Here is a 23008-nt window from a genome sequence, read left to right as displayed (position 1 = left end):
CTTCTGATAAATCAACTTAAATTAATAGCATATTCTTTGTTATTTAAGGGCTTTCATTTGAGCCGCTTTTGTAAGGTATTTAATTTTTATGTTAATTAAAAAGTATAATATTTTGAGAAAATAAATTTTGATACAAAGCAAAAAGCCTATTCTCAAAACAGAATAGGCTTTCTACTGTATTTCAGGATTAAGCAGTATTATTAATTGCTTTAAGCAATCTTATTTATCTTTAAATACTCTTCCAATGTATTTAATGTCGATCTTTTAGTCAAGATAGGAAAGCGATGATTTGCAACAAAATGAACTTTTTTGTGACACGATTATCATTTAATTGTTTAAGGCAATAAAAAACGCCCATTTCTACTTCTCAAAAAGAAATGAGCGCAAGTGAAAACCACTAAAGACCTGAAATACCAAATGTCTTTACATTTAGTACTATTGATTCTAATTAATTTACCAAATGGTTGACAATTAAACCATTTGTATTTTTTTTAGTCATTTCGGCCAATAAAAAAGGTTAAGTAATTCGCTATTTTTAATATGTTTGTCTGTAAATTATTTACCTAGGATGCGATTGAGCACGGTTAACCAATTCGAAAAACAAATTTTTTCTATAATCTCATTCGAATAATGTCGCTTTTGCATTGCTTCAATCAGTAGGTGTAGTCCCCTTACATCTTCAATTTCATGACTAATCAGTGCTCCATCAAAGTCAGAACCAAAACCGATATGATTTTCTCCCATTTGATCTATTAAATATTCAAGATGTTCTAAAAGTACCTCAATGGATGTGTTTGCATCACGTTGCCCGTCTTTACGCAAAAATGCGACATCAAAATTTAACCCGACTATACCTTTAGAGTCCTTAATTGCTTTAAGTTGGTTATCTGTTAAGTTTCTGGCTTGTGGACATAAAGCATGCACATTTGAGTGAGTTGCGACAATTGGCTGCTGAAGAATGTTAGCTGTATCCCAAAAAGCTCGTTCATTCATATGGGAAACATCAATCACCATTTTTTTATCAGCACAGCGCTTTATAAAAGCTTTACCTTCGTTTGTAAGCCCTGCTCCGGTATCAGGTGAATGCGGAAACTTGGCATTTAAACCATGACCAAAACGACTTGGTCTATTCCAAAGTGGACCGATGCTACGAAGCCCAGCATCATAAAATACATCGAGTAAATCTGGATTATGTTGTAATGCTTCAGCACCTTCCATATGCAATACAATGGCTAACTTTTGCTGTGTTAGGCAGTGCTGGATATCCTGAACAGTTGTGCAAATTTGAATGTCATTAAAGTACTCGGCAAGTTGTTTTGCTAAATCGAGCTGTGCCAAACAAATGTGTTCAATTTGCTGTTGCGTGAAGTCAGATGCGTCTTGGTCAAAGAGTTTGTTGGGATGATGCTGCTTAACATAATGAAAAGGCGGCAAGAAAATAGCAAACATACCGCCAACAAAACCGGCTTGTTGGCAACGTTTTAAATCGAGATGTCCGGTTAAACTTTCTTGAATAAAAGCTTGAGCAGGATTGTTATGATCACTTAACCACAATAGGGTTAGTACATCATTATGGCCATCAAAAACAGGAAATGTGCCATGGTTCATATCGGTTTTCTCATAGCTAATCATCTACAATATTTTGAACCGGAATATTTTGTTGAACCGTAAATTGCTTTGAATTTCGGCTATTACGGAATACCAATTTTTCCAGAGAGGAATCAATTTCGCTCTCGGCACGTGCCTGCTCAATGAATTGATGATACGGCGATTTACCACAAACAGGATCCGCGTTACTTGCGTCGCCTGTTAACATATAAGCTTGACAACGACAGCCACCAAAATCGCGATCTTTATCTGGGCAACTGCGGCATCCTTCTGGCATCCATGCATTACCACGGAAGTGGTTAAAACCGGTAGACTCATACCAGATTCTTGATAGGCTTTGTTCGCGAACATTTGGGAAGGAAATCGGTAATTGTCTTGCTGCATGACAAGGCAGCGCCATACCATCTGGCGCTACCGTAAAGAAAATTTTACCCCAGCCATTCATACAGGCTTTTGGTTTTTCTTCGTAATAATCAGGTACTACAAAAATAAGTTTGCAAGGATGATTTTGCGCTTTTAACTTTTCCCGATATTCATTGGTAATACGTTCGGCACGTATGAGTTGTTCTTGTGTCGGTAATAAACCCTGACGGTTTAAAAACGCCCAACCATAAAACTGACAAATTGCTAGTTCGACTGTATCTGCATTAAGTTCTAGACAAAGTTCAATAATTTTATCGATCTGGTCAATGTTATGCCGATGAATTACAAAATTGAGGACCATCGGATAATCATATTTCTTAACAAGTCGGCACATTTCATACTTTTGTTCAAAAGCATGTTTCGACCCTGCTAAAGCATCATTAACGACCGGATCACTCGCTTGAAAGCTGATTTGGATATGGTCTAGGCCAGCTTGCTTTAAATGCGAAATACGCTGTTCGGTAAGTCCCATGCCTGAGGTAATCAGGTTGGTGTAGAAGCCTAGTTGGTGTGCATGCGCCACAAGCTGTTCCAGATCTTGACGCACCAAAGGTTCACCACCGGAAAAACCGAGTTGTACTGCCCCCATTTGACGCGCTTGATCAAAAACATCAAACCACTCTTGTGTGGTCAGTTCATTTTTATGCTGTGCGTAGTCTAAAGGGTTTGAGCAATATGGACATTGTAGCGGGCAACGATAAGTTAACTCCGCTAATAACCATAAAGGTAGGCCAACACCTTCTGTCATACTAAATCAATCCAGTGTTGTTGCTGGGCAACTAACATGTAATCAATAACATCGTTGTCAATTTCGGCTATATCACCAAATTGTTGCTTGAGCTGGGCAATAATTGCAGAAACATTATTTTTCCCATCAATATATTGTCCAATGGCCCCTGCACTTTCATTTAATTTGATCATGCCTTCAGGATATAAAATGACAAAACCATTTTGAGCAGGCTCAAATTGAAAGCGATAACCTTGGCGCCAGGTAGGCACAAGATTTACATCAAATTGTTCTTTATTCATTTAAATAGTCCTTTGTGCCATACTCGTTCTTGAGTCACGCTATGATACGGTGCTTCATTGTGTACATATGCCAGTGTTAAAGCATCCAAAATGCTCCATAAAATATCCAGTTTAAACTGTAATATTTCCAGCATTCTTTGTTGTTGTTCATGAGTAGTAAATGAATCAAGCGTGATAGTTAAACCATGTTCAACATCACGGCGTGCTTGACTTAAACGAGAGCGGAAATATTCATAGCCCTTGTCATCAATCCAAGGGTAATGCTGTGGCCATGACTCAAGACGAGACTGATGAATTTGAGGCGCAAATAGCTCAGTTAAAGAACTGCTTGCTGCCTCACGCCATGACGCACGGCGTGCAAAATTTACATAGGCATCTACAGCGAATCGTACACCCGGCAAAACCAATTCTTCGGAAATCACTTGCTCACGACTCAAGCCTACAGCTTCGGCTAACCGTAACCATGCTTCTCGTCCACCGCCATCAGGATATTCGCCATCTTGGTCAATCATGCGCTGAATCCATTCCTGTCGCACACGTTGATCAGGACAATTTGCCATGATCGCGGCATCTTTGAGCGGAATATTGATTTGATAGTAGTAGCGGTTTGCAACCCAAGCCTGAATTTGTTGTTGAGTGGCTTTACCTTCATACATCATCACATGAAATGGATGATAGATATGATAATACTGACCTTTATCAATAATAGCCTGTTTAAATTGTTCGGTCGTTAAAGCTTCAGGTGTTTGAGTCATGTTTCACCTTAGAGTTCAATTTGCATGCCATCAAAGGCAACTTCTACACCATTTGCTTTTAGTTCAGCAAATTGAGCAGAGTCTTCATTTAAAATCGGATTGGTATTGTTAATATGAATTAGCACTTTCTTTGGTGTATTGAGTTGGTTTAAGTAAGATAACGAACCACCTTCACCACTAATGTATAAATGCCCCATTTCACGGCCAGTTTTGTTCCCTACACCGGTTTGCTGCATTTCATCATCTGTCCATAGTGTGCCATCAATCATGACACAATCTGAACTTTGCATAATCTGCATGATTTGATCGTCAATCTTTCCAAGCCCTGGCGCATAAAACAACTGTTTTTGTGTTTTGTGATCTTTGATGATTAAGGCAATATTGTCGCCCTCATGCGGGTCATGGCGATGTGGGGAATATGGGGGTGCCGCGCTTTGAATAATTAAGGGTAAAAATTCTAAATTTTCGAAACCATCAATTTTAAAAGCTTGTTTAGGATCAATTTGATGATATTGAAGACCACCATTCCAGTGTTTCAGCATATTAAATACCGGAAAACCCGTGGTGAGATCTTGATAGACCATTTCAGTACACCACACATTCATTGGACAGCCTTCACGTAAAGTTAAAAGTCCAGTGGTATGGTCAAGTTGGCTATCCATTAAAATAACATTGGTAATACCAGTATCACGTAACTTTCTCGCTGGTTGAGCCGCTTTAAAATCAAATAATTGTTGACGGATATCTGGTGATGCGTTTAATAAAATCCAGTCTACGCCGTTTTCTGAAATTGCAATTGAAGATTGAGTACGCACTTTGGCATTAATCGTACCTGTACGAACACCATGACAATTAGGACAATTACAGTTCCACTGAGGGAAACCGCCTCCAGCTGCTGAACCTAAAATATAAATATGCATAAAATTAATATCTTATTAGAAAGACATAAGCCCTAGAACAAGACTAGGGCTTATGACAGATTTGAATAGAAATGATTAACGTGCTTCAAAGTACATTGTTACTTCAAAACCAATACGTAAATCAGTGAAAGCTGGTTTTGTCCATTGCATAAATTTTACTCCAGTCAGTATTAATCTCGTGAAATGAATCACTTGATTAAATCACATAAGGCAATTAAAAATTTATTCTAATTAAAAATGCCACGTTTGTAGATAAGCTCGGAACAAGATATTGTTCGATAATTGTGTTTTTTGTCCAAATTTTAATAAATCCTGATCTTTCAAAAGCATTTGAAAAGTCATAACAGGTCAATGTTCTGTTATGACTTATGCCTTACCCAGCTAAGTTCATCAAGTGTTGCTGTGCAATATAAAGTTCTTCTTCCGGCTTAGGATGACATTGCACCCAAGTTCCATCAGCTCGTAATTCCCATGCTTGACGATTGTCTTTCAAATAGTTGTTTAGGCCATCTTCAATGACTTGTTTCTTTAATTTTTTATTTTCAATTGGGAAGCAGGTTTCAATACGAGAGAACAAATTACGTTCCATCCAGTCTGCACTTGCACAATAAACTTTTGTATCGCCATCATTATAAAAATAGTAAACCCGCGTATGCTCCAAATAACGACCAACGATTGAACGTACTCGAATATTCTCTGAAAGTCCTGCAACTTGTGGTCTTAAGCAGCAAATTGAACGAATAATTAAATCAATTTTTACACCAGCTTGTGATGCTTTATAAAGCGCGCTGATGAGCTGTGGTTCAGTAAGCGCATTCACTTTAATGATGATGTGTGCTTTTTTACCAGCAAGGCTATTTTTAATTTCTTGTTCAATAAGTTCTAACAGCTGAGAATGTAAGGTAAATGGCGCATGAAAAAGCTTTTTAAGCTTTGCCATTTTGCCCATACCGGTCAGTTCTTGGAAAATTTTATGGACGTCTTCACAAATTTCCGCATCATTGGTCAGCAAACCAAAATCGGTATAGATTTTGGCATTCACTGCATGATAGTTGCCTGTACCTAAATGCACATATCTTTTGATTTTGTCTTGTTCACGGCGAACCACTAAAATCATTTTAGCGTGAGTTTTATAGCCAACAATGCCATACACCACGACGGCGCCAGCTTCTTGCAAAACGTTAGCGACTTCAATATTTGATTCTTCATCAAAACGTGCCCGCAACTCAATAACCGCGGTCACTTCTTTACCATTACGCGCAGCTTCTGCGAGTAGCTGTACGATTTCCGAGTTGGCACCACTACGGTATAAGGTTTGTTTAATTGCTAAAACATTTGGATCTTGTGCAGCTTCCCGAAGGAACTTGATAACAGGTGCAAAAGAATCAAATGGGTGATGCAGTAGAATATCCCCTGCTTTTAACACATCAAAAATCGGTTTTTTAGTGTATAAAAGCTGAGGCAAAACTTGTTGATATGGTTTATAGCGTAACTCTGGTAAATCAAAATTTGAGATAAAACGGGCTAAATTAACAGGGCCATCGACGTAGTAAAGATGTTCTGCATCTAAATCGAATTGCTCTAATAAATAGTTAGCAATTTCTTCAGGACATTTTTTTGCTACTTCCAAACGAACTGCTTGGCCAAAACGGCGTGAAGATAACTCACCTTTTAAAGCAGCAGCCAAGTCTTCTACATCTTCAGAAACGGTTAAATCGGCATTTCGAGTTACACGAAATTGATGACAGCCGGTCGCTTTCATACCCGGAAATAAATCTGAAATGTGCTGATGGATAATGGCCGAGAGCAGAATGTAATGCTCTGCACCGCCAGAAATATGTTCTGGAATTTTAACAAGCCTTGGTAACGAACGCGGTGCCGGCACAATAGCTAAATCAATTTGACGTCCAAAAGCGTCTTTACCTTCTAAAGTTACAATGAAGTTTAGACTTTTATTGACCAGCCTTGGAAATGGATGTGCTGGGTCTAGACTGATTGGCGTAACTACAGGTTGTACTTCTTTAAAAAAATACTCTTTAATCCATTCTTTATGCTTTTCTAATATATCGCCGTGCTGAATAAAATGAACGCCATAGCCTTGGAGTTGCGGTAACAAAGTATAGTTTAAGATTTTATATTGCTCTTCAACCGCCTCATGAGCATTTTTTGAAATTTGCTTTAATACTTCTACTAACGGTAAACCTTCTGGTCCGGTTGCCTGACTCATCAAGCTAATTTTCTGGATCAAACTTGCCACACGAATTTCAAAAAACTCATCCAGATTACGCGAAAAAATAATTAAAAAATTCAAACGTTCCAGTAATGGGTGTTCAATATCTTTGGCTTGAGCAAGCACCCGTTTATGAAACTCTAATAAAGAGAGTTCTCTATTAATATACGTTTCTAAATTGTGCTGGTTTGAGCTAGCTAAAGTGGGCAATGATGTCATTCTTGACTCTTATACTGGGTAAAAAAGTTAAAATGAATAAAAAAGATTAATTTAATAATGTATAACCGATTTTATTCACCGGACATTTTGTAACTGCTTTATTGCAAATTCATGAATTTTTTATGAAAACCTTAAAATTAATATTTATTTTTGCCTTATTTACTTCCTTCTAGTCATCCATATCTACCATCATCTTAACATTAATTTTTTAAAGATCATTCTATTTCGATTCAGTTTCAATTTTCATCAAATATTCATACTCTATGCGTATTTTTTATGCATCTTAATTCATCAATTGATAAAAAAATGACGACTTTAAACATACTATTTAAGACAACATCTTTATGTCTGGCAATGGCCTTATTGGTAGGCTGTAATGATAACGATGACAATGATTCAAGCACACCAGCACCGCGAAGTAACCAAACTGTAAATATTTTAGCTTTCAATGACTTTCATGGAAATTTAGAACCACCTAAACGTTACGTTGAAGCAGCGAATCCAAATGATGCATCTCAAACTGTACGTATTCCTGTCGGTGGTGTGAGTTATTTTGCAGATGCAATTAAGAAACTTAAAGCTCAAAATCCCAATAATGCTGTTGTGTCAGCAGGTGACTTAATTAGTGCCTCCCCACTTACTTCTTCATTATTTCTAGATGAACCTACTATTGAAGTCATGAATGATATTCAAATTGACTTTAATGCAGTTGGAAATCATGAGTTTGACCGTGGTACAGATGAATTGCGTCGTTTACAAAATGGCGGTTGTCAACAATATACCAGCACTGCCCCATGCCAAATTAATAAAAACTTTAGCGGCGCAAAATTCAATTTCCTTGCAGCTAACGTGGCAATGAAAAATGATACAAGTAAAACGATTTTTCCTGCCTATAAAGTCAAAACTTATGGCGGGATTCCTGTAGCATTCATTGGTTTAACTCTGAAAGCGACTCCAAGTATTGTTTCAGCGGCGGGTATTAAGGATGTTGAATTCCGTGATGAAGCGGATACGGTAAATGCGTTAATTCCTGAACTTCAAAAACAAGGTATTGAAGCCATTGTCGTCGTTGTCCATGAAGGTGCGGCGCCAAGTACGAAACTCAATCAAAAAACATGTGATGGCTTAAGTGGGCCAATTTTAGGTATTTTAGATCGGTTAAATCCGGCAGTTGATATTGTTGTTTCGGGGCATACACATCAGTCTTATATTTGTGATTATGCAACCAAGAATCCAGCTAAACCATTTTTACTAACCTCAGCTGGCCAATACGGCACGCTTATTACCGATATTAAGGTGGAGTTGGATGGTAAAACTGGCGATATCATTAAAAAAGATGCTAAACAAATTCCGGTTCAAAGTGAGGCCTATACTTCGGGTACAACCACTGTAAGTCTGACAGACCTCTATCAAAAATTTAGTAAAACGCCAAGTATCGAAGCGATTTTAGATAAATACCGTCAAGCAGTAACCACAATTTCTGGACGTGTTGTTGGAACTTCTACTGCCGTTGTAAGCCGTACGCAAGTCGAAAGTGGTGAAAGCCCACTAGGTGATATGATTGCCGATGCGCAGCAAGCTGCCGCTCTTCAAGCAAGTAATCAAGGTTCGGATTTTACGTTAATGAACCCGGGCGGTGTACGTGCTGACCTACTGATTAACAGCAGTAACCAGATTACGTTTGGTGATATTTTTGCAGTTCAACCTTTCGGTAACTCGATTGTGACTTTGAGCTTAACCGGTAAACAGATTAGAGATGTGCTTGAACAACAATGGTCTGGTGCAAATACAAATTCGCCTAGAATTTTACAGCCGTCTAAAGAGTTGAGTTACCAATATGCGGTAAATACATCTGTTTCACCACGAGCAAGTAACATCATGGTTGCTGGTTCACCATTAGTTGACACTAAAGTATATCGTGTGACAGTAAATAGCTTCTTGGCAGATGGTGGTGACAACTTTACGGTATTAAAAGAAGGCCAAAACCGTGTCGGTGGTGGTCAAGATATTGATGCGCTTGAAAGCTATGTTGCTAAGAACTCACCGTTAACTATTCCGGCTACGACTCGTATTAAAGTCATTAAATAACTCATTTAAGAATGCATAAAGGACAGTATGATGCTGTCCTTTATTTTTATAACAGTTTAAAAGATTTTTATTCGGTATAAAGATTGAGTTCAACACTACTAATGTCGACTCCGGTGTTTGCAAAAATAATATCCGTAACCTCATGAAGTAATTCTTTAACTTTCTCATTTTCAAAGTTCAAGGCTTCAGAGGTTTTGAGCGAAATGAGGTTACAGCTCATCTTGTCTTTTCTAAGCTTATAAATACTTTTACTTTTTCCTAAAAACACCCTTTTGATGATTTTACGGTTTTCAAACTCAGATAAAATTCGATAAATGGTACCTAACGTAATTTTATGTTCATTTTTAATTTGCGCATAGATACTTACCGCGCTTAAGCCTTGTGGGTTCTGATTTAAAATCTCAAAAACTTGTACCCTAGATTTTTTTATCGGTAATCCATTTAATAATGATTTTGATATTGTCGTCATCTTACTGAACCTTAATGTCTAGAAATATAGGAATTTTTTAAAATTATTTTGACTATATTTACCTGAAAATTATGGAAATGATTTGATCTATAAATTAGAACTTACTACCCTATAAATAAGCTCTGAGCTAATTATTAAGTTTTAAAATAACTCCTATATTATCCCTCTCTTTGCTTTCTACATGTACGCACTTTGCGACTAGATGCATTCTTGAACTGAACCATATGGCGACCCTCTTCAACATTATTTTGTATAATGGTTAACATATGATAATTATTATCATTTGTGTTTAACGGTGTATCATATACACATAAGTTTTAATATTCAATATTAAGTAATTATCAAATACATAATGATAACCATTATATTTTATTGATTAAATAATGATGAATTGCATCCATCCTCTATTATAAGTATTCATTTCGACCTATATAAAAAGCAGATCAATGACCTGCTCTTTATATCTTAAATACAGAAAGTTAAATGATTTTTATTCTAGAGGTAGTGCATCTTATTCTTGTATCCATGCTTGGATTACTTGTTGTGTTGTCATGACTTGAGCACATCGTGTACTGGCATATTTTAATGCCATATCGTGCTCTTCTCTGCTAAAGTCAGCCAGCGCATCACCACATAAAAATGGCTGTATGTTTAGCATAAATGCTTCCGCAGCACTCATTAGACAACCAATATGTGCATATACACCACAGATAATGAGTTGATCGCGACCAGAGTCTCGCATGAGTTGTTCGAGCGGAGAAAATTTAAAAACACTATATCTCCACTTAGTAAGCACCGTATCATTTTTTTGAGGTGAAATTTTCGGAAAAATCTGTGTGATGTTTGGCTCATCCTTTAAACCAGGCCCCCAAAAGTCGGTTAATAATTGCCGATATTCAGGTGATTGGTTGCCAGGTTGTGCTGTATAGACAACGGGAATATTAGACTGGCGAGCAGCATCAATTAAGGCCTTGGTGTTTTGAATTAGTTCTGGAATAGGTTCTTGGGTTAGATCATAGAAATCTAAAAAATATTGCTGCATATCATGAACCAATAAAACAGCTCGACTGGTATGTAGTAGCCAATTTGTTTTGTTTGGAGTAAATTCGTGCGCTTGGGGCATGCTGTAACTTGCAATCTTTGGAATACTCATTGGTATTTTCCTATTCTATCTTTAAAAATATTTGTTCTTTAATTTCAGTGTATTGTTGTGCTGAAGTAAGCTTTAAACCCCAAGTGTAGCTCCTCCATCTACCACTATTTCTTGCATTGTAATTTGGGCCGCTCGGTCCGAAAGTAAAAAGCTCACGGTATTGGCAATATCATCTGGTTGCGCGAGTTTTCTTAATGGAATTCCTGTTCGATACTGGCTCAAATCACCATCAATTACTGCAGGTGGAGGTGCATTATCTATCCAGAGTTGTTGCTGCATTTGAGTGAGAGTAGATCCAGGTGAAACGATATTCAGCCTGACTTGATAAGGTGCGATTTCAAGTGCCAGATTGCGACAAAAATGACTCAGTGCAGCCTTAGTGGTGGCATACATACCAAGTTGCATACGTGGCATACGCGCACTATTTGAACTAATAGTGACAATGCTACCCCGCCTTTTTTCGCAAAAATGTTTAGCAACTTGTTGGCTGATCGCGATAGGCGCCATGACATTGACCGCAAAAAGTGTTTCCCAATCTTCCGTTTTTGCTTCAAGCATGGAGCGCATAATTAATACTCCTGCTGCATTTACTAACCCCGTAATTTCGTATTTTTCTAACAGCTCTGAAATTAAAGTTTGTGTTTCTTGTTGATGGGTAATGTCTTGTGAGATGCCTTGCCATTGTGAAGATTGATCTGACGTCATTGTTTTACTGATATCCCATTGTTCAGGATTTTTTTGACAGTCAATACCAATAACATGATACCCCTGATCTAGTAGTTGCTTGGCGATAGCCGCTCCTATCCCTCTTGCAGCACCTGTGACCACGATGGTAGAGCGCATGTGAATACTCCAATTTATATTATAAAGAAATCTATAAATATAATTGCAAATAATTATCATTCTTATCAAGAGTAAATGGATATAAAAGTTCAAATTATGATCTTATACAAATGAGTTACAGCTTAAAATTACAAACTAAAATATTGTTTTATATGTATTTTATAAAATTTAAAGATTAAGAATATTTTGTTATTAATAATCATTTTCAATAAGACAGGTTTTGATTTATTCGACTAAAATCAGATTTATGGTTTATCAAACCTAGTAACTTTTTAGGGTTCAATCTCCCGCAGGCTCAGAATGAGTTCTCTATAACTCCGACTCTCGTAAGTTTGGAAATGCGTATAAAAAATGAAAAATTATAAAATCCACATTGTTTCGGTCAGTTGTTTAATCTCTTGAATATCATGACTCACATAAATCATCGGAATTTTAATTTCCTCTTTTACTTTCTGAAAAAAAGGAATAATTTCAGCTTTATGATTCGCATCTAATGCTGATAAAGGTTCATCAAGCAGTAACAGTTTAGGTGAATATAACAATGCTCGACCTAGTGCCACGCGCTGCTTTTCTCCACCAGAAAGTTTGTTAGGCATACGTTGTAATAAATGCTCTAACTTTAATAATTCAATAATGTAATCTGCTTCAAAGTGACGTTCTTGTTGGGATAGACGCTTAAGACCAAATAATAAATTTTGCTTGACTGTTTTATGCGGAAAAAGCTGAGCATCTTGAAAAACCAATCCAACATGCCGTTTTTGCGTGCTGACATTAATTTTTTGATTTGAATCAAACCACGTTTGATCCTGTATTTTAATAAGCCCACTACGCGGAGTGTTCAGCCCTGCAATGGCATGTAAAATGGACGTTTTACCTGACCCAGAGGCACCAAATAAGCCAATAACAGAAGCATCTGACTGGAAACTAGGCTCAATATGAAATTGGCCCATGTGTAGCTCAAAACGGCAATCAATCAACATAATTTTACCGCCCTAAACGCTTCTTTTGATAACGATGAAACCACTGCGCAAACCATAATGCCAGAAAAGCTACACTTAACGATAAAACAATAAGCCTTTGAATAGCAGCTTCTGTATCGGGTTGTTGCATTAAGCTATACATGGCTAGAGGCAAAGTCCGTGTTTCATTTGAAATATTACCCACAAAAGTAATGGTGGCCCCAAACTCCCCTAAACTGCGGCAAAAACATAAAATAGCACCAATTAAAATGCCACTGCTGGCAAGAGGCAAAGTGACATGAAAAAATGCCCCTAAAGATGAAGCTCCTAATGTCTTTGCTGCCATTTCTAAACGCTGATCGACCAGTTCAATCGCTAGACGAATAGATTGCACCAATAACGGGAAACCCATCACTGCCGAAGCAAGAACGGCGCCTTTCCAGTTAAATGCAAAATCAATTCCGAGTGGCGCCAAATATTGCCCAATAATGCCGCGGCTCCCAAAAACTTGCAAAAGTAAATAACCAGGAACCACTGGCGGTAGCACTAAAGGTAAAAACACCAATGTTTCAATGAATGACTTACCCCAAAAGTCTTTACGTGCCAAAAACCATCCCACACAAATTGCAGGAATAATACTGACCACAAGACAACTTGCTGCCACCTTACAAGAAAGTTGCAGTACACTGAGCTCTTCTGGGGTTAAAGAAAACATCATGGCTTGACTGGAGCCAACACACTGAAGCCATATTTTTTAAAGACAGCTTTAGCTTGGTTGCTTTGTAAAAATTGATAGAACTTTGCTGAGTTTGAGTTCTTTTTAATCAACCCTAAAGGATAAATAATTGGCGAATGTGTATTTTCTGGAAATACGCCTGCTACCTTCACGTCTTTACTAATCGCAGCATCGGTTACATAGACAATCCCAACCTGACATTCACCACGCGCAACAAAGTTTAAAGCAGCTCGAACATCTTCTGTTTCAACTAATTTTGGCTCAATACGGCTCCACCAACCTAAATTGGTAAAAGCTTGTTTAGCATATTTGCCTACAGGCACGCTTTTGGTATCCCCTGTACAAATCTTTCCTGTAAACACTCTATTGGGATCGGTCGTTTTATCTAGTTTTATGTTTAATGATTGCCCTTTAGGGGTAATTAGAACCAAACGGTTGCCTAATAAATTTATACGGTCATTTGTTGCAACTAATTTTTTATTTTGCAGATAATCCATCCACTGAGTATCTGCTGAAATAAAAATATCAGCTGGTGCTCCAGCTTCAATTTGTTTAGCTAAGGTCGATGAACCTGCATATGAAGTTTTAATTTCTACTTTATTCTGTTTTTCGTAAATTTTTTCTAAATCGTTAATTGCATTCGTTAAGCTTGCTGCTGCATAAACAGTAACTGATTCAGCCTTGGCTGGAACATTAAAGACCAATCCTATGCTGAGGACTGAACAGGCGAAAGCCAAATTTTTTATCTTCGTATCACTTACCATTATGTTTACCTTTTTTGTGTTTTTTTGCAGCGATATATACCCAAGAATATAGCGCTACACGAAGATTATGAAAAGCATAATTCGTTAACTATAGATGACTGGAATGCAGCAGTGCTTTTTCGGCGTGCACTTGATATTAAGCAAAAGCTATACCAAATCAAAAGATTTCATCGTTATGCAATCTTTTATCTTAACCTTTTAAATAACTACTCATGATTTGGTAATCATGCTCTAAAGCTTGTCGGGCATTGTTTTCCATTTGCCGGTAATGCTGTAAGACTTTCTGGCCCAAAGCTGTGATAGCTGCCCCACCACCATGTGTTCCCCCCGTTTGTGTTTCCACTAAAGCTGTTTCAAAGCATTGATTCATGGTGTCGACTAACTGCCATGCACGGCGATAGCTCATATTCATAGATTTTGCAGCTTGTGAGATTGAACCAGTTCTCGCAATTGCTTCAAGTAAATCCGCCTTACCCGGACCAAATGCAATATTTTGCTCTAAAAGAATTCTAATTTGTAATTTTAAGTTTTGTTCTTTCATAGACTTAGTTCACAAAGTTTCATTTTTATGCTGCTTAACATTATAGAAAACTTTAATAGCTTAAAACACATACAAATTTAAATCTCTACTCTTTCTTCAAAAGAGTTCAATTAAAAAATCAAAACTGCACAAAGTGGATAAAGATCTGGAAAAAACGGATAGAGAGCAATGCTTAATCGCGGTTCAATCAGTTAAAAGCTGATTGATTGGAGGATTGAGTAAATGACCTCATCTAATTTAAAACAATGGAATGATTTTATAGATGGATGTATCGACTTCCGTCCTAACGATGGCGTGTTCCGTATTGCACGCGACATGTTTACCGAGCCAGAACTATTTGACTTGGAAATGGAATTTATTTTTGAAAAGGTTTGGATTTACGCATGTCACGAAAGTGAAATTCCAAACAATCATGATTTCCTAACCGTTCAAATTGGCCGCCAACCGATTATTGTAAGCCGTGATGGTAAAGGCGAACTACATGCCATGGTGAATGCTTGTGAACACCGCGGTGCGACCTTAACACGTGTTGCTAAAGGCAATCAATCTACATTTACCTGCCCGTTTCATGCTTGGTGTTATAAATCAGATGGCCGTTTGGTTAAAGTCAAAGCGCCTAGCGAATATTGTGAAGATTTTGATAAATCAAGCCGGGGCTTAAAACAAGGCCGTATTGCCAGCTATCGTGGATTTGTATTTGTAAGCCTTGATACTCAAGCAACAGATTCACTAGAAGACTTTTTGGGCGATGCAAAACTGTTCCTTGATTTAATGGTTAACCAGTCGCCAACAGGTGAACTCGAAGTATTACAAGGTAAGTCATCTTATACCTTTGCAGGTAACTGGAAGCTACAAAATGAAAATGGTCTAGATGGTTATCATGTCAGCACTGTTCACTATAACTATGTCTCTACAGTTCAACACCGTCAGCAAGTCAATGCATCAAAAGGTGCCGAACTCGACACACTTGACTATAGCAAGTTGGGTGCAGGTGACTCAGAAACTGACGATGGCTGGTTTAGTTTTAAGAATGGTCATAGTGTTTTATTTAGTGACATGCCAAATCCGACAGTTCGTCCTGGCTACAGTACAGTTATGCCGTATATGGTCGAAAAATATGGAGAAAAATATGCAGAATGGGCAATGCACCGTTTAAGAAACTTGAACTTGTACCCTAGCCTATTTTTTATGGACCAGATTAGCTCACAACTTCGTATTGTTCGCCCTGTTGCATGGAATAAAACTGAAGTCATCAGCCAATGTATTGGCGTTAAAGGTGAATCTGCAGAAGCACGCCGTAACCGTATTCGCCAGTTTGAAGATTTCTTTAATGTGTCGGGCCTTGGTACACCAGACGATTTAGTCGAATTCCGTGAACAGCAAAAAGGTTTTCAAGCGCGTCTTGAACGTTGGAGCGATATTTCTCGTGGCTGTCAGTCTTGGGAATACGGTGCAACTAAAAACTCACAAGACTTAGGCATTCAACCCGTCATTACTGGCCGTGAATTTACCCATGAAGGACTCTATGTAAACCAGCATGGACACTGGCAACGTCTAATGCTTGATGGCTTAAACAAGAAAGCCTTGAAAATGCAGGATATTACTTTTGAAAACAATGCCGTAATGGATGAGGTGTAACCATGTCACAAGAACTACATTTTGCTGTATCTCAGTTTTTGTACAAAAAAGCAGAACTTTGCGATGCTTATGACTGGGATGCCTATCTAGAGCTTTACGATGAAGATAGTGAATATCATATCCCACAGTGGATTGATGACCATAACTATGTTCAAGATCCAAATCAGGGCTTGTCTTATATTTATTATGCAGACCGTACAGGCCTTGAAGACCGTGTATTCCGTATTCGTACAGGTAAAGCAGCATCTGCAACTCCGTTACCACGTACTTTGCACAGCATAAACAATATTCGAGTTAAAACACTGGAAGATGGTCTTATCGAAGCAAAAGTTGTATGGCAAACGCTTTATAACCGTCAAGGTTTAGAAGGCTGTTTTTACGGACACGCTACTTATCTTTTACGCCAAACAGCAGATAGTTTCCGTATTCGTCGTCAGCACAGCATTTTGCTGAATGACAAAATTGATTCCGTTTTAGACTTCTATCACGTTTAAGGGGAATGAAAATGGGACATTCAGTTGCACTTAATTTTGCCGATGGCAAAACCTTTTTCATTTCGGTAAATAACGACGAATTGTTGCTTGATGCAGCAGTTCGTCAAGGAATTAACCTGCCGTTAGACTGCCGCGAAGGTGTTTGTGGTACCTGTCAGGGACAATGTGAAACCGGCATTTATGAACAAGAATATGTTGATGAAGATGCATTAAGTGAACGTGATTTGGCCGAGCGAAAAATGTTAGCTTGCCAGACCCGTGTAAAATCAGATGCAGCTTTTTATTTCGATCATGATTCTGCTATTTGCAATGCTGGTGATACCTTAAAAATTGAAACCAAAGTGACTGCGGTTGAGCTGGTTTCAGAAACAACAGCAATTTTACATCTTGATGCGAGCAGTCATGCTGAACAACTTCAGTTTTTGCCAGGTCAATACGCTCGTTTGCAGATTCCAGATACTGAAGATTGGCGCTCTTATTCTTTTGCAAACAGACCAAACGCAACTAATCAATTGCAATTTCTCATTCGTCTCTTGCCAGACGGTGTGATGAGTAATTACCTGCGTGACCGTTGTCAGGTTGGACAAAGCTTACTTATTGAAGCACCGCTTGGTAGTTTCTATTTACGTGAAGTAGAACGACCACTGGTTTTTGTGGCGGGTGGAACTGGTTTATCAGCTTTCTTGGGAATGCTTGATAACTTGGTTGATCAACCTAACTCGCCTACAGTTCAGTTGTATTACGGCGTAAATAGTGAAACCGACTTGTGTGAACAACAGCGTTTACAGGCTTATGCAGAACAGCTACCCAACTTTAGCTATCACCCGATTGTGACTAAGGCAACGGAAACTTGGCAAGGTAAAGCCGGTTATATCCATGAGCACTTAAATAAAGATCAACTGGCCGAGCAAGCTTTTGATATGTATTTATGTGGCCCACCGCCAATGATTGAAGCCGTTAAAAATTGGTTAGATGAACAAGCTTTGCAAAACTACCGTATCTACAGCGAGAAATTTTTACAGAGCAATACCTCACGTTAAAAGTATAAATAGCTTAAAAACTACTAAACCTGAAATGATTCAATATACTCTTATAAGGGGTATATTGAATTTTTGCATTTAAATTAAAAGATTTTATATATCAATAATATAAAATAAAAAATTCCGACAAAATAAATTGACCAGTTCGCACGGATTTGCTATAAATTTTGATAGATCTTAAGGAATAAGATCATGATGAGATTAAGTTATAGCACCTTTTATATCCCCTTATTCTATTTCTCGAATGTATTAAATTGATAGTCAAAATCCGACGTAAAAATTTGAGAAAATCCCAATAACTAGCGGTTAGATTGGTCTATATCTTGCTTATATCTCATTGTATTTTACGCTTAACTTAATTTTTAAGTGCCGTATTTACTTATTGCACAGTGAAAGTTTAAAGCTTTTGCAACATAGGTAAATACAGGAGTGAGCCAAAAGGGATAAATATGAACCAAGCCAACTCCCACGAACTCAATGGACGTCATTTTCAAAATGAGCCGATCTTTACTGATCATAATTTGGTGTTCGATCACCACGATTTAAGCGAAACCTGCCGAAATGTAGGCCAAATTTTTAAACCGCATGATCTTAAAATCTCTCATCAGAAGCGAGATTTCAGTGCAACTATGCACCATGTTAAAACAGGCGCATTGTCTATTAGTCGCTTGGAATATGGCGCAGATGTCATTATTGAACCAGATCATCTGGATAACTTTTACTTAATTCAAATTCCAACTCAGGGCTATGCAGAAATCGAGTTTGGTTCACAAAAGTTTATTTCTTATTCTCAAGTTGCTTCTCTTATTTCTCCTCAACAATCTTTACGTATGCGCTGGCATGCGAACTCACCCCAGCTTATTCTAAAAGTGTCAAAGGATGATTTTACTTACCATTGCCGTCAACACATTGCGGATTCAGAGAATAACTTACTCGTTTTTGACCCTAAATTAGATTTTTCTACCCAAGGTGGAGCCTATTTTTTACAGCTCGTTAGAACATTGATGGATGCTTTAGCATGTGATCAGCACCCGCTCCATCATCCATTAGCCTTTAAACAATTTGAGTCAAATTTGTTTAATGCCCTCATTTATGGGCAACCCAATAACGCATTACATAAAATAGATCAGCATAAAGAAAAAACAGTATCTCCTTATTTCGTGAAGCGCACAGAAGCCTACATAAAAGAACATTTACATGAGCCGCTTAATGTCGAGATTTTAGCTGAGCATGCAGGCGTGAGCGTAAGAACCCTATTTACTGGTTTTAAAAATTATTTGGGGACAACCCCAATGTCTTATTTAAAAGAATTACGTTTTGAACAAGCCCATTTAGAGCTCATGCACAATGAAAATCTATCTGTCACTGACGTTGCATTTAAATGGGGATTTACCCATTTAGGCCGTTTTTCACAAGAGTACAAACGCCGTTATGGTGAGTTACCTTCGTCTACTCGCCGATCTGGTCAAAATGAAGGCTCAGGCTTAATTACTTCAATTTTTTCTTAAACTAAAAAATAGATAAAAGCCTTTTATATTTTTTGATATAAAAGGCTTTTTTATGACTTAGAAATGATGAACATAACGAACTTGTAGTCGCGTACCTTCTGGGCGGTTTTCAGCATCTTGCTCAAAATAGGCATTTGCAACCAAGTGATCATTTTTAGAAAAACTATACATCGCACCCGGACCAATTGCCCAGACTTGCTCACGTCTACCTTTAACTTTTTCACCATCGACTTCGGTGTCAGTGATTTGTTTTAGCCAATAGCCATTTAGTCCCAAGCGGAACTGTTCGGTAATAGCATAGTCTGTTGCGAAGTTTGCATGAATTGCTTGGCCAGCTTGCATATCATTTGCACCTGCAAACGCATAACTTGGGTCATCATTTTTAAAGTTATAGAGATAATGGATACGTGTTGACGCAGTCCATTTGGGATTAAACCAATATGTGGCAGCCCAATACGGGTCAAATGAAACAGCGTTATTACTTGGGTTAATATCTTTTTGCTGGTCGTATTCGCCAGTAGGTAAATTCACCTGAAACTCAAAACGATGTACAAACTTCGGCCCTTGCGCACCCATGACTGGATCGAACTGAATAAAAGGTCCGATCATAATGTCCCCAAAGCCACTTTGGGCCTTAATAGCAGCATTATTTAAGCCATCATCCATGTCCATTTTACTGACAAAAGGAATTAAAAAATTCATGCCTAGACTGGCTTTATCTTTTACTCGGACATTTGATAAATAACTAATCTGTTCAACCAGTACTTGATAATTTAAATCAGTTTTAGGTAGTCCTAACTTGTGTCCATTGGCATCAACCAATTTATTGCTATCGTAATTTTGAAAGTAAGTTTGAGCATACCAGCCGGGCCCTGCGGGTAATCCACCATCAAGAAAGCTGGTCATACCTAAGTTTACGGTCGGTAAATCATAGGCATGTGTAACCCATGGCAAACCCAACAATGTCCCTGCTAAAAAGCCATGTTTAATTAAAGTGCTTTTCATCTTCTTATTTCCTATAAAAAAATCACGACCGGATTGATCGTGATTATGGTGAATTAATGTGCTAATTCTGGATGCTCTGCGGCAATTCGATACTTTCCTGCGTGGAATACCAAGGGTTCACCTTGGCGTTGTTGATACTGTTCAATTTGACCAATAAAAATCAGGTGATCTCCACCTTCATACTGATTTACATTACGGCAAACCAAGGTTGCGAGTGCATCCGTCAAAATTGGAACGCCTGCATTGCATTGCTGATGGGCAATGCCTGCAAATTTATCTTCCGCACCTCGAGCAAAATGTCCCGAAAGCTGATGATGCTCTTGTGCCAACATGTGAATAGCAAAATATTCAGCTTCTACAAAATCGGGCAAACTTGGCGCCGTTTTTGAAAGGCTCCACAAAATTAATGGCGGATCTAAAGACAGAGATGAAAATGAATTGGCTGTCATGCCTATTTTCCGGCCATCTTTACCACGAGTGGTAATCACGGTAACGCCAGTTGCAAACTGACCAAGCAAATTACGAATTTCTCTTGGGTTTTCGGCATTAATCGCTTGTAAAGCTAAAGTTTCAATTGTGTCCATTTTTAAATCTCCCTTTGATATTTTGACCTTAGGCCACTTTTGCTGTGTTTTTTGAAGCTAAGAATGCTTGAGCCTGATTTGCATCAAACCACCACGGAGCAAAGGCGCGCGGGTCATCAAAGTTATTGGCCATAATTGAAGCAATGCTCTGGTTTTGGCTTGCAGCTGCTAGGAGTTCAACGACATGAGGCTCTGGTGGTAATAACAAGCTATTGGTCCAAGCCACGACTTTTTCTGCATAAGCCCAATAGCGTTCAAAAGTTTGAACCATCCATTGTTCGCTAAAGCTTTGATTATCATTGGCTAAAATGGCATCAAAATAGATCTTGCTACACTTAGCCGCATTGTTTGAGCCTTGACCGGTAATTGGATCATTGACCACTAAGGCATCTGCCATACCAAAAATTTTCTTGCCAGACGGTAAGGTTAAAACGGGTTTGCGTACGGTCGGCGGGAAGCGCCCTGCCAAATAACCGCCAGCATCAGTTAATTCAACATTTGCGCAACGTTCATATTCCCAAGGCACAAATTTCTTGAGTAAATCCAGACTGCATTGCAGGTGTTGTTCAGGTGTTTTGACATCTTGCCAGCAGTCCATTGGTCCATTTGGAATACCTTCAAACACCATAATGTCGCAAGGACCATTCACGGTCAGTGCTGGAAATGAAAAGTATTCCCCGACTTCAGGAATAATGTTAAAAGTCACACGTGAATAAGGTGAAATTGGCTTCATGTTTTTGACGTAGGTCAAAGCCAAAGCGCGCTGCGGTTTATCAAAAACACTTCGTACATCATCACGTTCAAACTGTTTAACAACTTCACCTTTACCAGCGGCGAGCAATACAAGCTCGTAGTCGTTTGCGAGTTGTTCTAACTCTTCTATTCCTACATCTTGAATCACCAATCGACCGCCACGGCGTTCAAATTCTTCCATCCAATATGGCATTTTGACGCGTTGATCGACCGATTGAGCGTAGCGCTCAAGACGAGCGCTCCATTCAAATGCTTTACTACCATTTTCAGGATTAACTAAAGCTAGCCCAATGCCTTCTACTGCTGGACATTGTTCTTCCCAGAAATTTAGTCCCAAGTCACGTTCAGTTTGTAAAGCGGTATGAAACATACACTGGCTTGACATGACTTTACCTTGACGGATTTCATCGGCAGTTCGGTTGGTGATCATGGTTACGTCGTAACCTGTATCTAATAAGCCTAAACCAAGCTGTAAACCAGACTGTCCTGCTCCAACAATTGCAATACGGCGCATAATATTCTCCATAATTTTCTAAATGTGCTTTTAAAACGCTGTGCTATTCGGCTAAACGCGGAATAGCGGGCTGTGATCCTTCAGGGCCCATTACTGAATATCCGCCATCGACCGCATAATCTGCTCCGGTGACAAAGCTCGCAGCAGGTGACAATAAAAACAAAACAACATTGGCGACTTCTTCGGGATGACCCAATCGGCCTAGCAAGTGGTAATCGGCTGCCACGCTATCGGCTTTTTCACGGTTATTACCGCTGACTTCTGCAATGACACGAGACCATGTCCAACCCGGAGAAACCGAATTGACGCGAATACCATCGGCAGCAAGATCCATTGCCATGCTTTGTGTGAGTTGACGTATCGAGGCCTTAGAAACCGGATATAACCAGCGTCCTGTTTGTGCCACTTTGGCTGAAATGGAAGTAAAGTTAACAATTGAACCTTGTTGCTTTTTTAGGTCATTGTATAAAGCACGGCTCAGCTCAACTGTAGAGACCAGATTAATATCGAGTGCTTGTAACCAATCCTGACGTGAAGATTTAAAACCGTCATCTAAGTAAGTACATGCCAAATTCACCAAGTAACTCACTTCACCTAAATGTTGGTGAATATCCGCCACAGCTTGTTGAATAGCCGCATCGCTGGTTAAATCGGTTTGAATAAACATCACGTCATGGTTAAAGCTTTCGGCAATCGTCTTACCTTTGGCATCAATATCTAAGATAGCGACATGAG

23 protein-coding genes are annotated in these 23008 nt (G+C 38.6%); 5 read left to right on the top strand and 18 right to left on the bottom strand.

The features are described 5' to 3' along the window. Positions 1-555: 555 nt before the first annotated feature. From RFX69_RS13825 to ppk1, 7 genes are all read right to left on the bottom strand, one after another. The gene (locus RFX69_RS13825) at positions 556-1608 is read right to left on the bottom strand and encodes a dipeptidase (protein WP_309169477.1); all 1053 of its coding nucleotides are present in this window, start codon (positions 1606-1608) and stop codon (positions 556-558) included. 16 nt (positions 1609-1624) lie between these two features. Continuing rightward, entirely contained in the window at positions 1625-2779 is a 1155-nt protein-coding gene (pqqE, locus tag RFX69_RS13820) for a pyrroloquinoline quinone biosynthesis protein PqqE (RefSeq protein WP_289332773.1), read from the bottom strand. Then, positions 2776-3060 carry a pyrroloquinoline quinone biosynthesis peptide chaperone PqqD gene (gene pqqD / locus RFX69_RS13815; protein ID WP_001031360.1) on the bottom strand — a complete coding sequence of 95 codons (285 nt, stop codon included), beginning with the start codon at positions 3058-3060 and terminating at the stop codon, positions 2776-2778. Before pqqD ends, pqqE begins: the two co-directional genes overlap by 4 nt. Continuing rightward, positions 3057-3815: a pyrroloquinoline-quinone synthase PqqC gene (pqqC, locus tag RFX69_RS13810; protein WP_000195110.1), complete on the bottom strand. Its 759-nt coding sequence runs from the start codon at positions 3813-3815 to the stop codon at positions 3057-3059. The genes pqqD and pqqC overlap by 4 nt, the downstream gene beginning before the upstream one ends. A gap of 8 nt (positions 3816-3823) precedes the next feature. Next, positions 3824-4735: a pyrroloquinoline quinone biosynthesis protein PqqB gene (gene pqqB / locus RFX69_RS13805; RefSeq protein WP_289332774.1), complete on the bottom strand. Its 912-nt coding sequence runs from the start codon at positions 4733-4735 to the stop codon at positions 3824-3826. A gap of 75 nt (positions 4736-4810) precedes the next feature. After that, the gene (gene pqqA, locus RFX69_RS13800) at positions 4811-4885 is read right to left on the bottom strand and encodes a pyrroloquinoline quinone precursor peptide PqqA (protein ID WP_001982218.1); all 75 of its coding nucleotides are present in this window, start codon (positions 4883-4885) and stop codon (positions 4811-4813) included. A gap of 223 nt (positions 4886-5108) precedes the next feature. After that, positions 5109-7184 carry a polyphosphate kinase 1 gene (gene ppk1, locus RFX69_RS13795; protein WP_032043232.1) on the bottom strand — a complete coding sequence of 692 codons (2076 nt, stop codon included), beginning with the start codon at positions 7182-7184 and terminating at the stop codon, positions 5109-5111. A gap of 306 nt (positions 7185-7490) precedes the next feature. Here ppk1 and RFX69_RS13790 point away from each other — a divergent pair, with 306 nt between their 5' ends. Then, positions 7491-9272, top strand: a complete 1782-nt coding sequence (locus RFX69_RS13790; protein ID WP_272285956.1) for a bifunctional UDP-sugar hydrolase/5'-nucleotidase — start codon at positions 7491-7493, stop codon at positions 9270-9272. A gap of 67 nt (positions 9273-9339) precedes the next feature. Here RFX69_RS13790 and RFX69_RS13785 read toward each other — a convergent pair whose 3' ends face one another. From RFX69_RS13785 to RFX69_RS13755, 7 genes are all read right to left on the bottom strand, one after another. Then, positions 9340-9741, bottom strand: a complete 402-nt coding sequence (locus tag RFX69_RS13785) for a transcriptional repressor (protein ID WP_000207886.1) — start codon at positions 9739-9741, stop codon at positions 9340-9342. Between the two features lie 511 nt (positions 9742-10252). After that, positions 10253-10894 carry an isochorismatase family protein gene (locus tag RFX69_RS13780; protein ID WP_000026856.1) on the bottom strand — a complete coding sequence of 214 codons (642 nt, stop codon included), beginning with the start codon at positions 10892-10894 and terminating at the stop codon, positions 10253-10255. Between the two features lie 72 nt (positions 10895-10966). Continuing rightward, positions 10967-11737 carry an SDR family oxidoreductase gene (locus RFX69_RS13775; RefSeq protein WP_111849001.1) on the bottom strand — a complete coding sequence of 257 codons (771 nt, stop codon included), beginning with the start codon at positions 11735-11737 and terminating at the stop codon, positions 10967-10969. Positions 11738-12096: 359 nt separating this feature from the next. Continuing rightward, on the bottom strand, positions 12097-12717 hold the full coding sequence (locus RFX69_RS13770) for an ATP-binding cassette domain-containing protein (RefSeq protein WP_033853648.1): 621 nt from the start codon (positions 12715-12717) through the stop codon (positions 12097-12099). A 4-nt stretch (positions 12718-12721) separates the two neighbouring features. Next, the gene (gene modB / locus RFX69_RS13765) at positions 12722-13414 is read right to left on the bottom strand and encodes a molybdate ABC transporter permease subunit (RefSeq protein ID WP_000971578.1); all 693 of its coding nucleotides are present in this window, start codon (positions 13412-13414) and stop codon (positions 12722-12724) included. Then, on the bottom strand, positions 13411-14196 hold the full coding sequence (gene modA, locus RFX69_RS13760; RefSeq protein WP_272351014.1) for a molybdate ABC transporter substrate-binding protein: 786 nt from the start codon (positions 14194-14196) through the stop codon (positions 13411-13413). Before modA ends, modB begins: the two co-directional genes overlap by 4 nt. 190 nt (positions 14197-14386) lie before the next feature. Then, complete coding sequence (locus RFX69_RS13755) at positions 14387-14737, bottom strand: winged helix-turn-helix domain-containing protein (RefSeq protein ID WP_000664112.1); 351 nt, start codon at positions 14735-14737, stop codon at positions 14387-14389. Between the two features lie 222 nt (positions 14738-14959). Here RFX69_RS13755 and antA point away from each other — a divergent pair, with 222 nt between their 5' ends. From antA to RFX69_RS13735, 4 genes are all read left to right on the top strand, one after another. Next, positions 14960-16375, top strand: a complete 1416-nt coding sequence (antA, locus tag RFX69_RS13750; RefSeq protein ID WP_000204400.1) for an anthranilate 1,2-dioxygenase large subunit — start codon at positions 14960-14962, stop codon at positions 16373-16375. 2 nt (positions 16376-16377) lie between these two features. Next, on the top strand, positions 16378-16869 hold the full coding sequence (gene antB / locus RFX69_RS13745; protein ID WP_000076815.1) for an anthranilate 1,2-dioxygenase small subunit: 492 nt from the start codon (positions 16378-16380) through the stop codon (positions 16867-16869). A gap of 5 nt (positions 16870-16874) precedes the next feature. Then, on the top strand, positions 16875-17909 hold the full coding sequence (gene antC / locus RFX69_RS13740) for an anthranilate 1,2-dioxygenase electron transfer component AntC (protein WP_289332775.1): 1035 nt from the start codon (positions 16875-16877) through the stop codon (positions 17907-17909). Positions 17910-18358: 449 nt separating this feature from the next. Continuing rightward, the gene (locus tag RFX69_RS13735; RefSeq protein ID WP_289332776.1) at positions 18359-19417 is read left to right on the top strand and encodes an AraC family transcriptional regulator; all 1059 of its coding nucleotides are present in this window, start codon (positions 18359-18361) and stop codon (positions 19415-19417) included. A gap of 57 nt (positions 19418-19474) precedes the next feature. On the opposite strand, the gene RFX69_RS13730 is transcribed toward RFX69_RS13735, so the two are convergent. From RFX69_RS13730 to RFX69_RS13715, 4 genes are all read right to left on the bottom strand, one after another. Then, positions 19475-20422, bottom strand: coding sequence for a transporter (locus RFX69_RS13730; RefSeq protein ID WP_032060039.1), 948 nt, complete (start codon positions 20420-20422; stop codon positions 19475-19477). A gap of 53 nt (positions 20423-20475) precedes the next feature. Beyond that, on the bottom strand, positions 20476-21006 hold the full coding sequence (locus tag RFX69_RS13725; protein ID WP_000379652.1) for a flavin reductase family protein: 531 nt from the start codon (positions 21004-21006) through the stop codon (positions 20476-20478). Between the two features lie 28 nt (positions 21007-21034). After that, positions 21035-22273, bottom strand: coding sequence for a styrene monooxygenase/indole monooxygenase family protein (locus RFX69_RS13720; RefSeq protein WP_289332777.1), 1239 nt, complete (start codon positions 22271-22273; stop codon positions 21035-21037). Between the two features lie 43 nt (positions 22274-22316). Continuing rightward, positions 22317-23008 (bottom strand): SDR family oxidoreductase (locus tag RFX69_RS13715; protein ID WP_309169476.1); only part of this gene is annotated, 692 nt, incomplete at its 5' end.

Source organism: Acinetobacter sp. 148, assembly GCF_031196675.1.
GTDB lineage: Bacteria > Pseudomonadota > Gammaproteobacteria > Pseudomonadales > Moraxellaceae > Acinetobacter > Acinetobacter baumannii.
Note: the sequence above shows the minus strand (reverse complement) of the source record. Positions and strands in the feature narration are given on the sequence as shown.

Bases quoted from the DNA above. Each gene is read 5' to 3' on its own strand.
- RFX69_RS13825 (WP_309169477.1), bottom strand. From the start codon at position 1,608: ATGAACCATGGCACATTTCCTGTTTTTGATGGCCATAATGATGTACTA.
- pqqE (WP_289332773.1), bottom strand. From the start codon at position 2,779: ATGACAGAAGGTGTTGGCCTACCTTTATGGTTATTAGCGGAGTTAACT.
- pqqD (WP_001031360.1), bottom strand. From the start codon at position 3,060: ATGAATAAAGAACAATTTGATGTAAATCTTGTGCCTACCTGGCGCCAA.
- pqqC (WP_000195110.1), bottom strand. From the start codon at position 3,815: ATGACTCAAACACCTGAAGCTTTAACGACCGAACAATTTAAACAGGCT.
- pqqB (WP_289332774.1), bottom strand. From the start codon at position 4,735: ATGCATATTTATATTTTAGGTTCAGCAGCTGGAGGCGGTTTCCCTCAG.
- ppk1 (WP_032043232.1), bottom strand. From the start codon at position 7,184: ATGACATCATTGCCCACTTTAGCTAGCTCAAACCAGCACAATTTAGAA.
- RFX69_RS13790 (WP_272285956.1), top strand. From the start codon at position 7,491: ATGACGACTTTAAACATACTATTTAAGACAACATCTTTATGTCTGGCA.
- RFX69_RS13785 (WP_000207886.1), bottom strand. From the start codon at position 9,741: ATGACGACAATATCAAAATCATTATTAAATGGATTACCGATAAAAAAA.
- RFX69_RS13780 (WP_000026856.1), bottom strand. From the start codon at position 10,894: ATGAGTATTCCAAAGATTGCAAGTTACAGCATGCCCCAAGCGCACGAA.
- RFX69_RS13775 (WP_111849001.1), bottom strand. From the start codon at position 11,737: ATGCGCTCTACCATCGTGGTCACAGGTGCTGCAAGAGGGATAGGAGCG.
- RFX69_RS13770 (WP_033853648.1), bottom strand. From the start codon at position 12,717: ATGTTGATTGATTGCCGTTTTGAGCTACACATGGGCCAATTTCATATT.
- modB (WP_000971578.1), bottom strand. From the start codon at position 13,414: ATGATGTTTTCTTTAACCCCAGAAGAGCTCAGTGTACTGCAACTTTCT.
- modA (WP_272351014.1), bottom strand. From the start codon at position 14,196: ATGGTAAGTGATACGAAGATAAAAAATTTGGCTTTCGCCTGTTCAGTC.
- RFX69_RS13755 (WP_000664112.1), bottom strand. From the start codon at position 14,737: ATGAAAGAACAAAACTTAAAATTACAAATTAGAATTCTTTTAGAGCAA.
- antA (WP_000204400.1), top strand. From the start codon at position 14,960: ATGACCTCATCTAATTTAAAACAATGGAATGATTTTATAGATGGATGT.
- antB (WP_000076815.1), top strand. From the start codon at position 16,378: ATGTCACAAGAACTACATTTTGCTGTATCTCAGTTTTTGTACAAAAAA.
- antC (WP_289332775.1), top strand. From the start codon at position 16,875: ATGAAAATGGGACATTCAGTTGCACTTAATTTTGCCGATGGCAAAACC.
- RFX69_RS13735 (WP_289332776.1), top strand. From the start codon at position 18,359: ATGAACCAAGCCAACTCCCACGAACTCAATGGACGTCATTTTCAAAAT.
- RFX69_RS13730 (WP_032060039.1), bottom strand. From the start codon at position 20,422: ATGAAAAGCACTTTAATTAAACATGGCTTTTTAGCAGGGACATTGTTG.
- RFX69_RS13725 (WP_000379652.1), bottom strand. From the start codon at position 21,006: ATGGACACAATTGAAACTTTAGCTTTACAAGCGATTAATGCCGAAAAC.
- RFX69_RS13720 (WP_289332777.1), bottom strand. From the start codon at position 22,273: ATGCGCCGTATTGCAATTGTTGGAGCAGGACAGTCTGGTTTACAGCTT.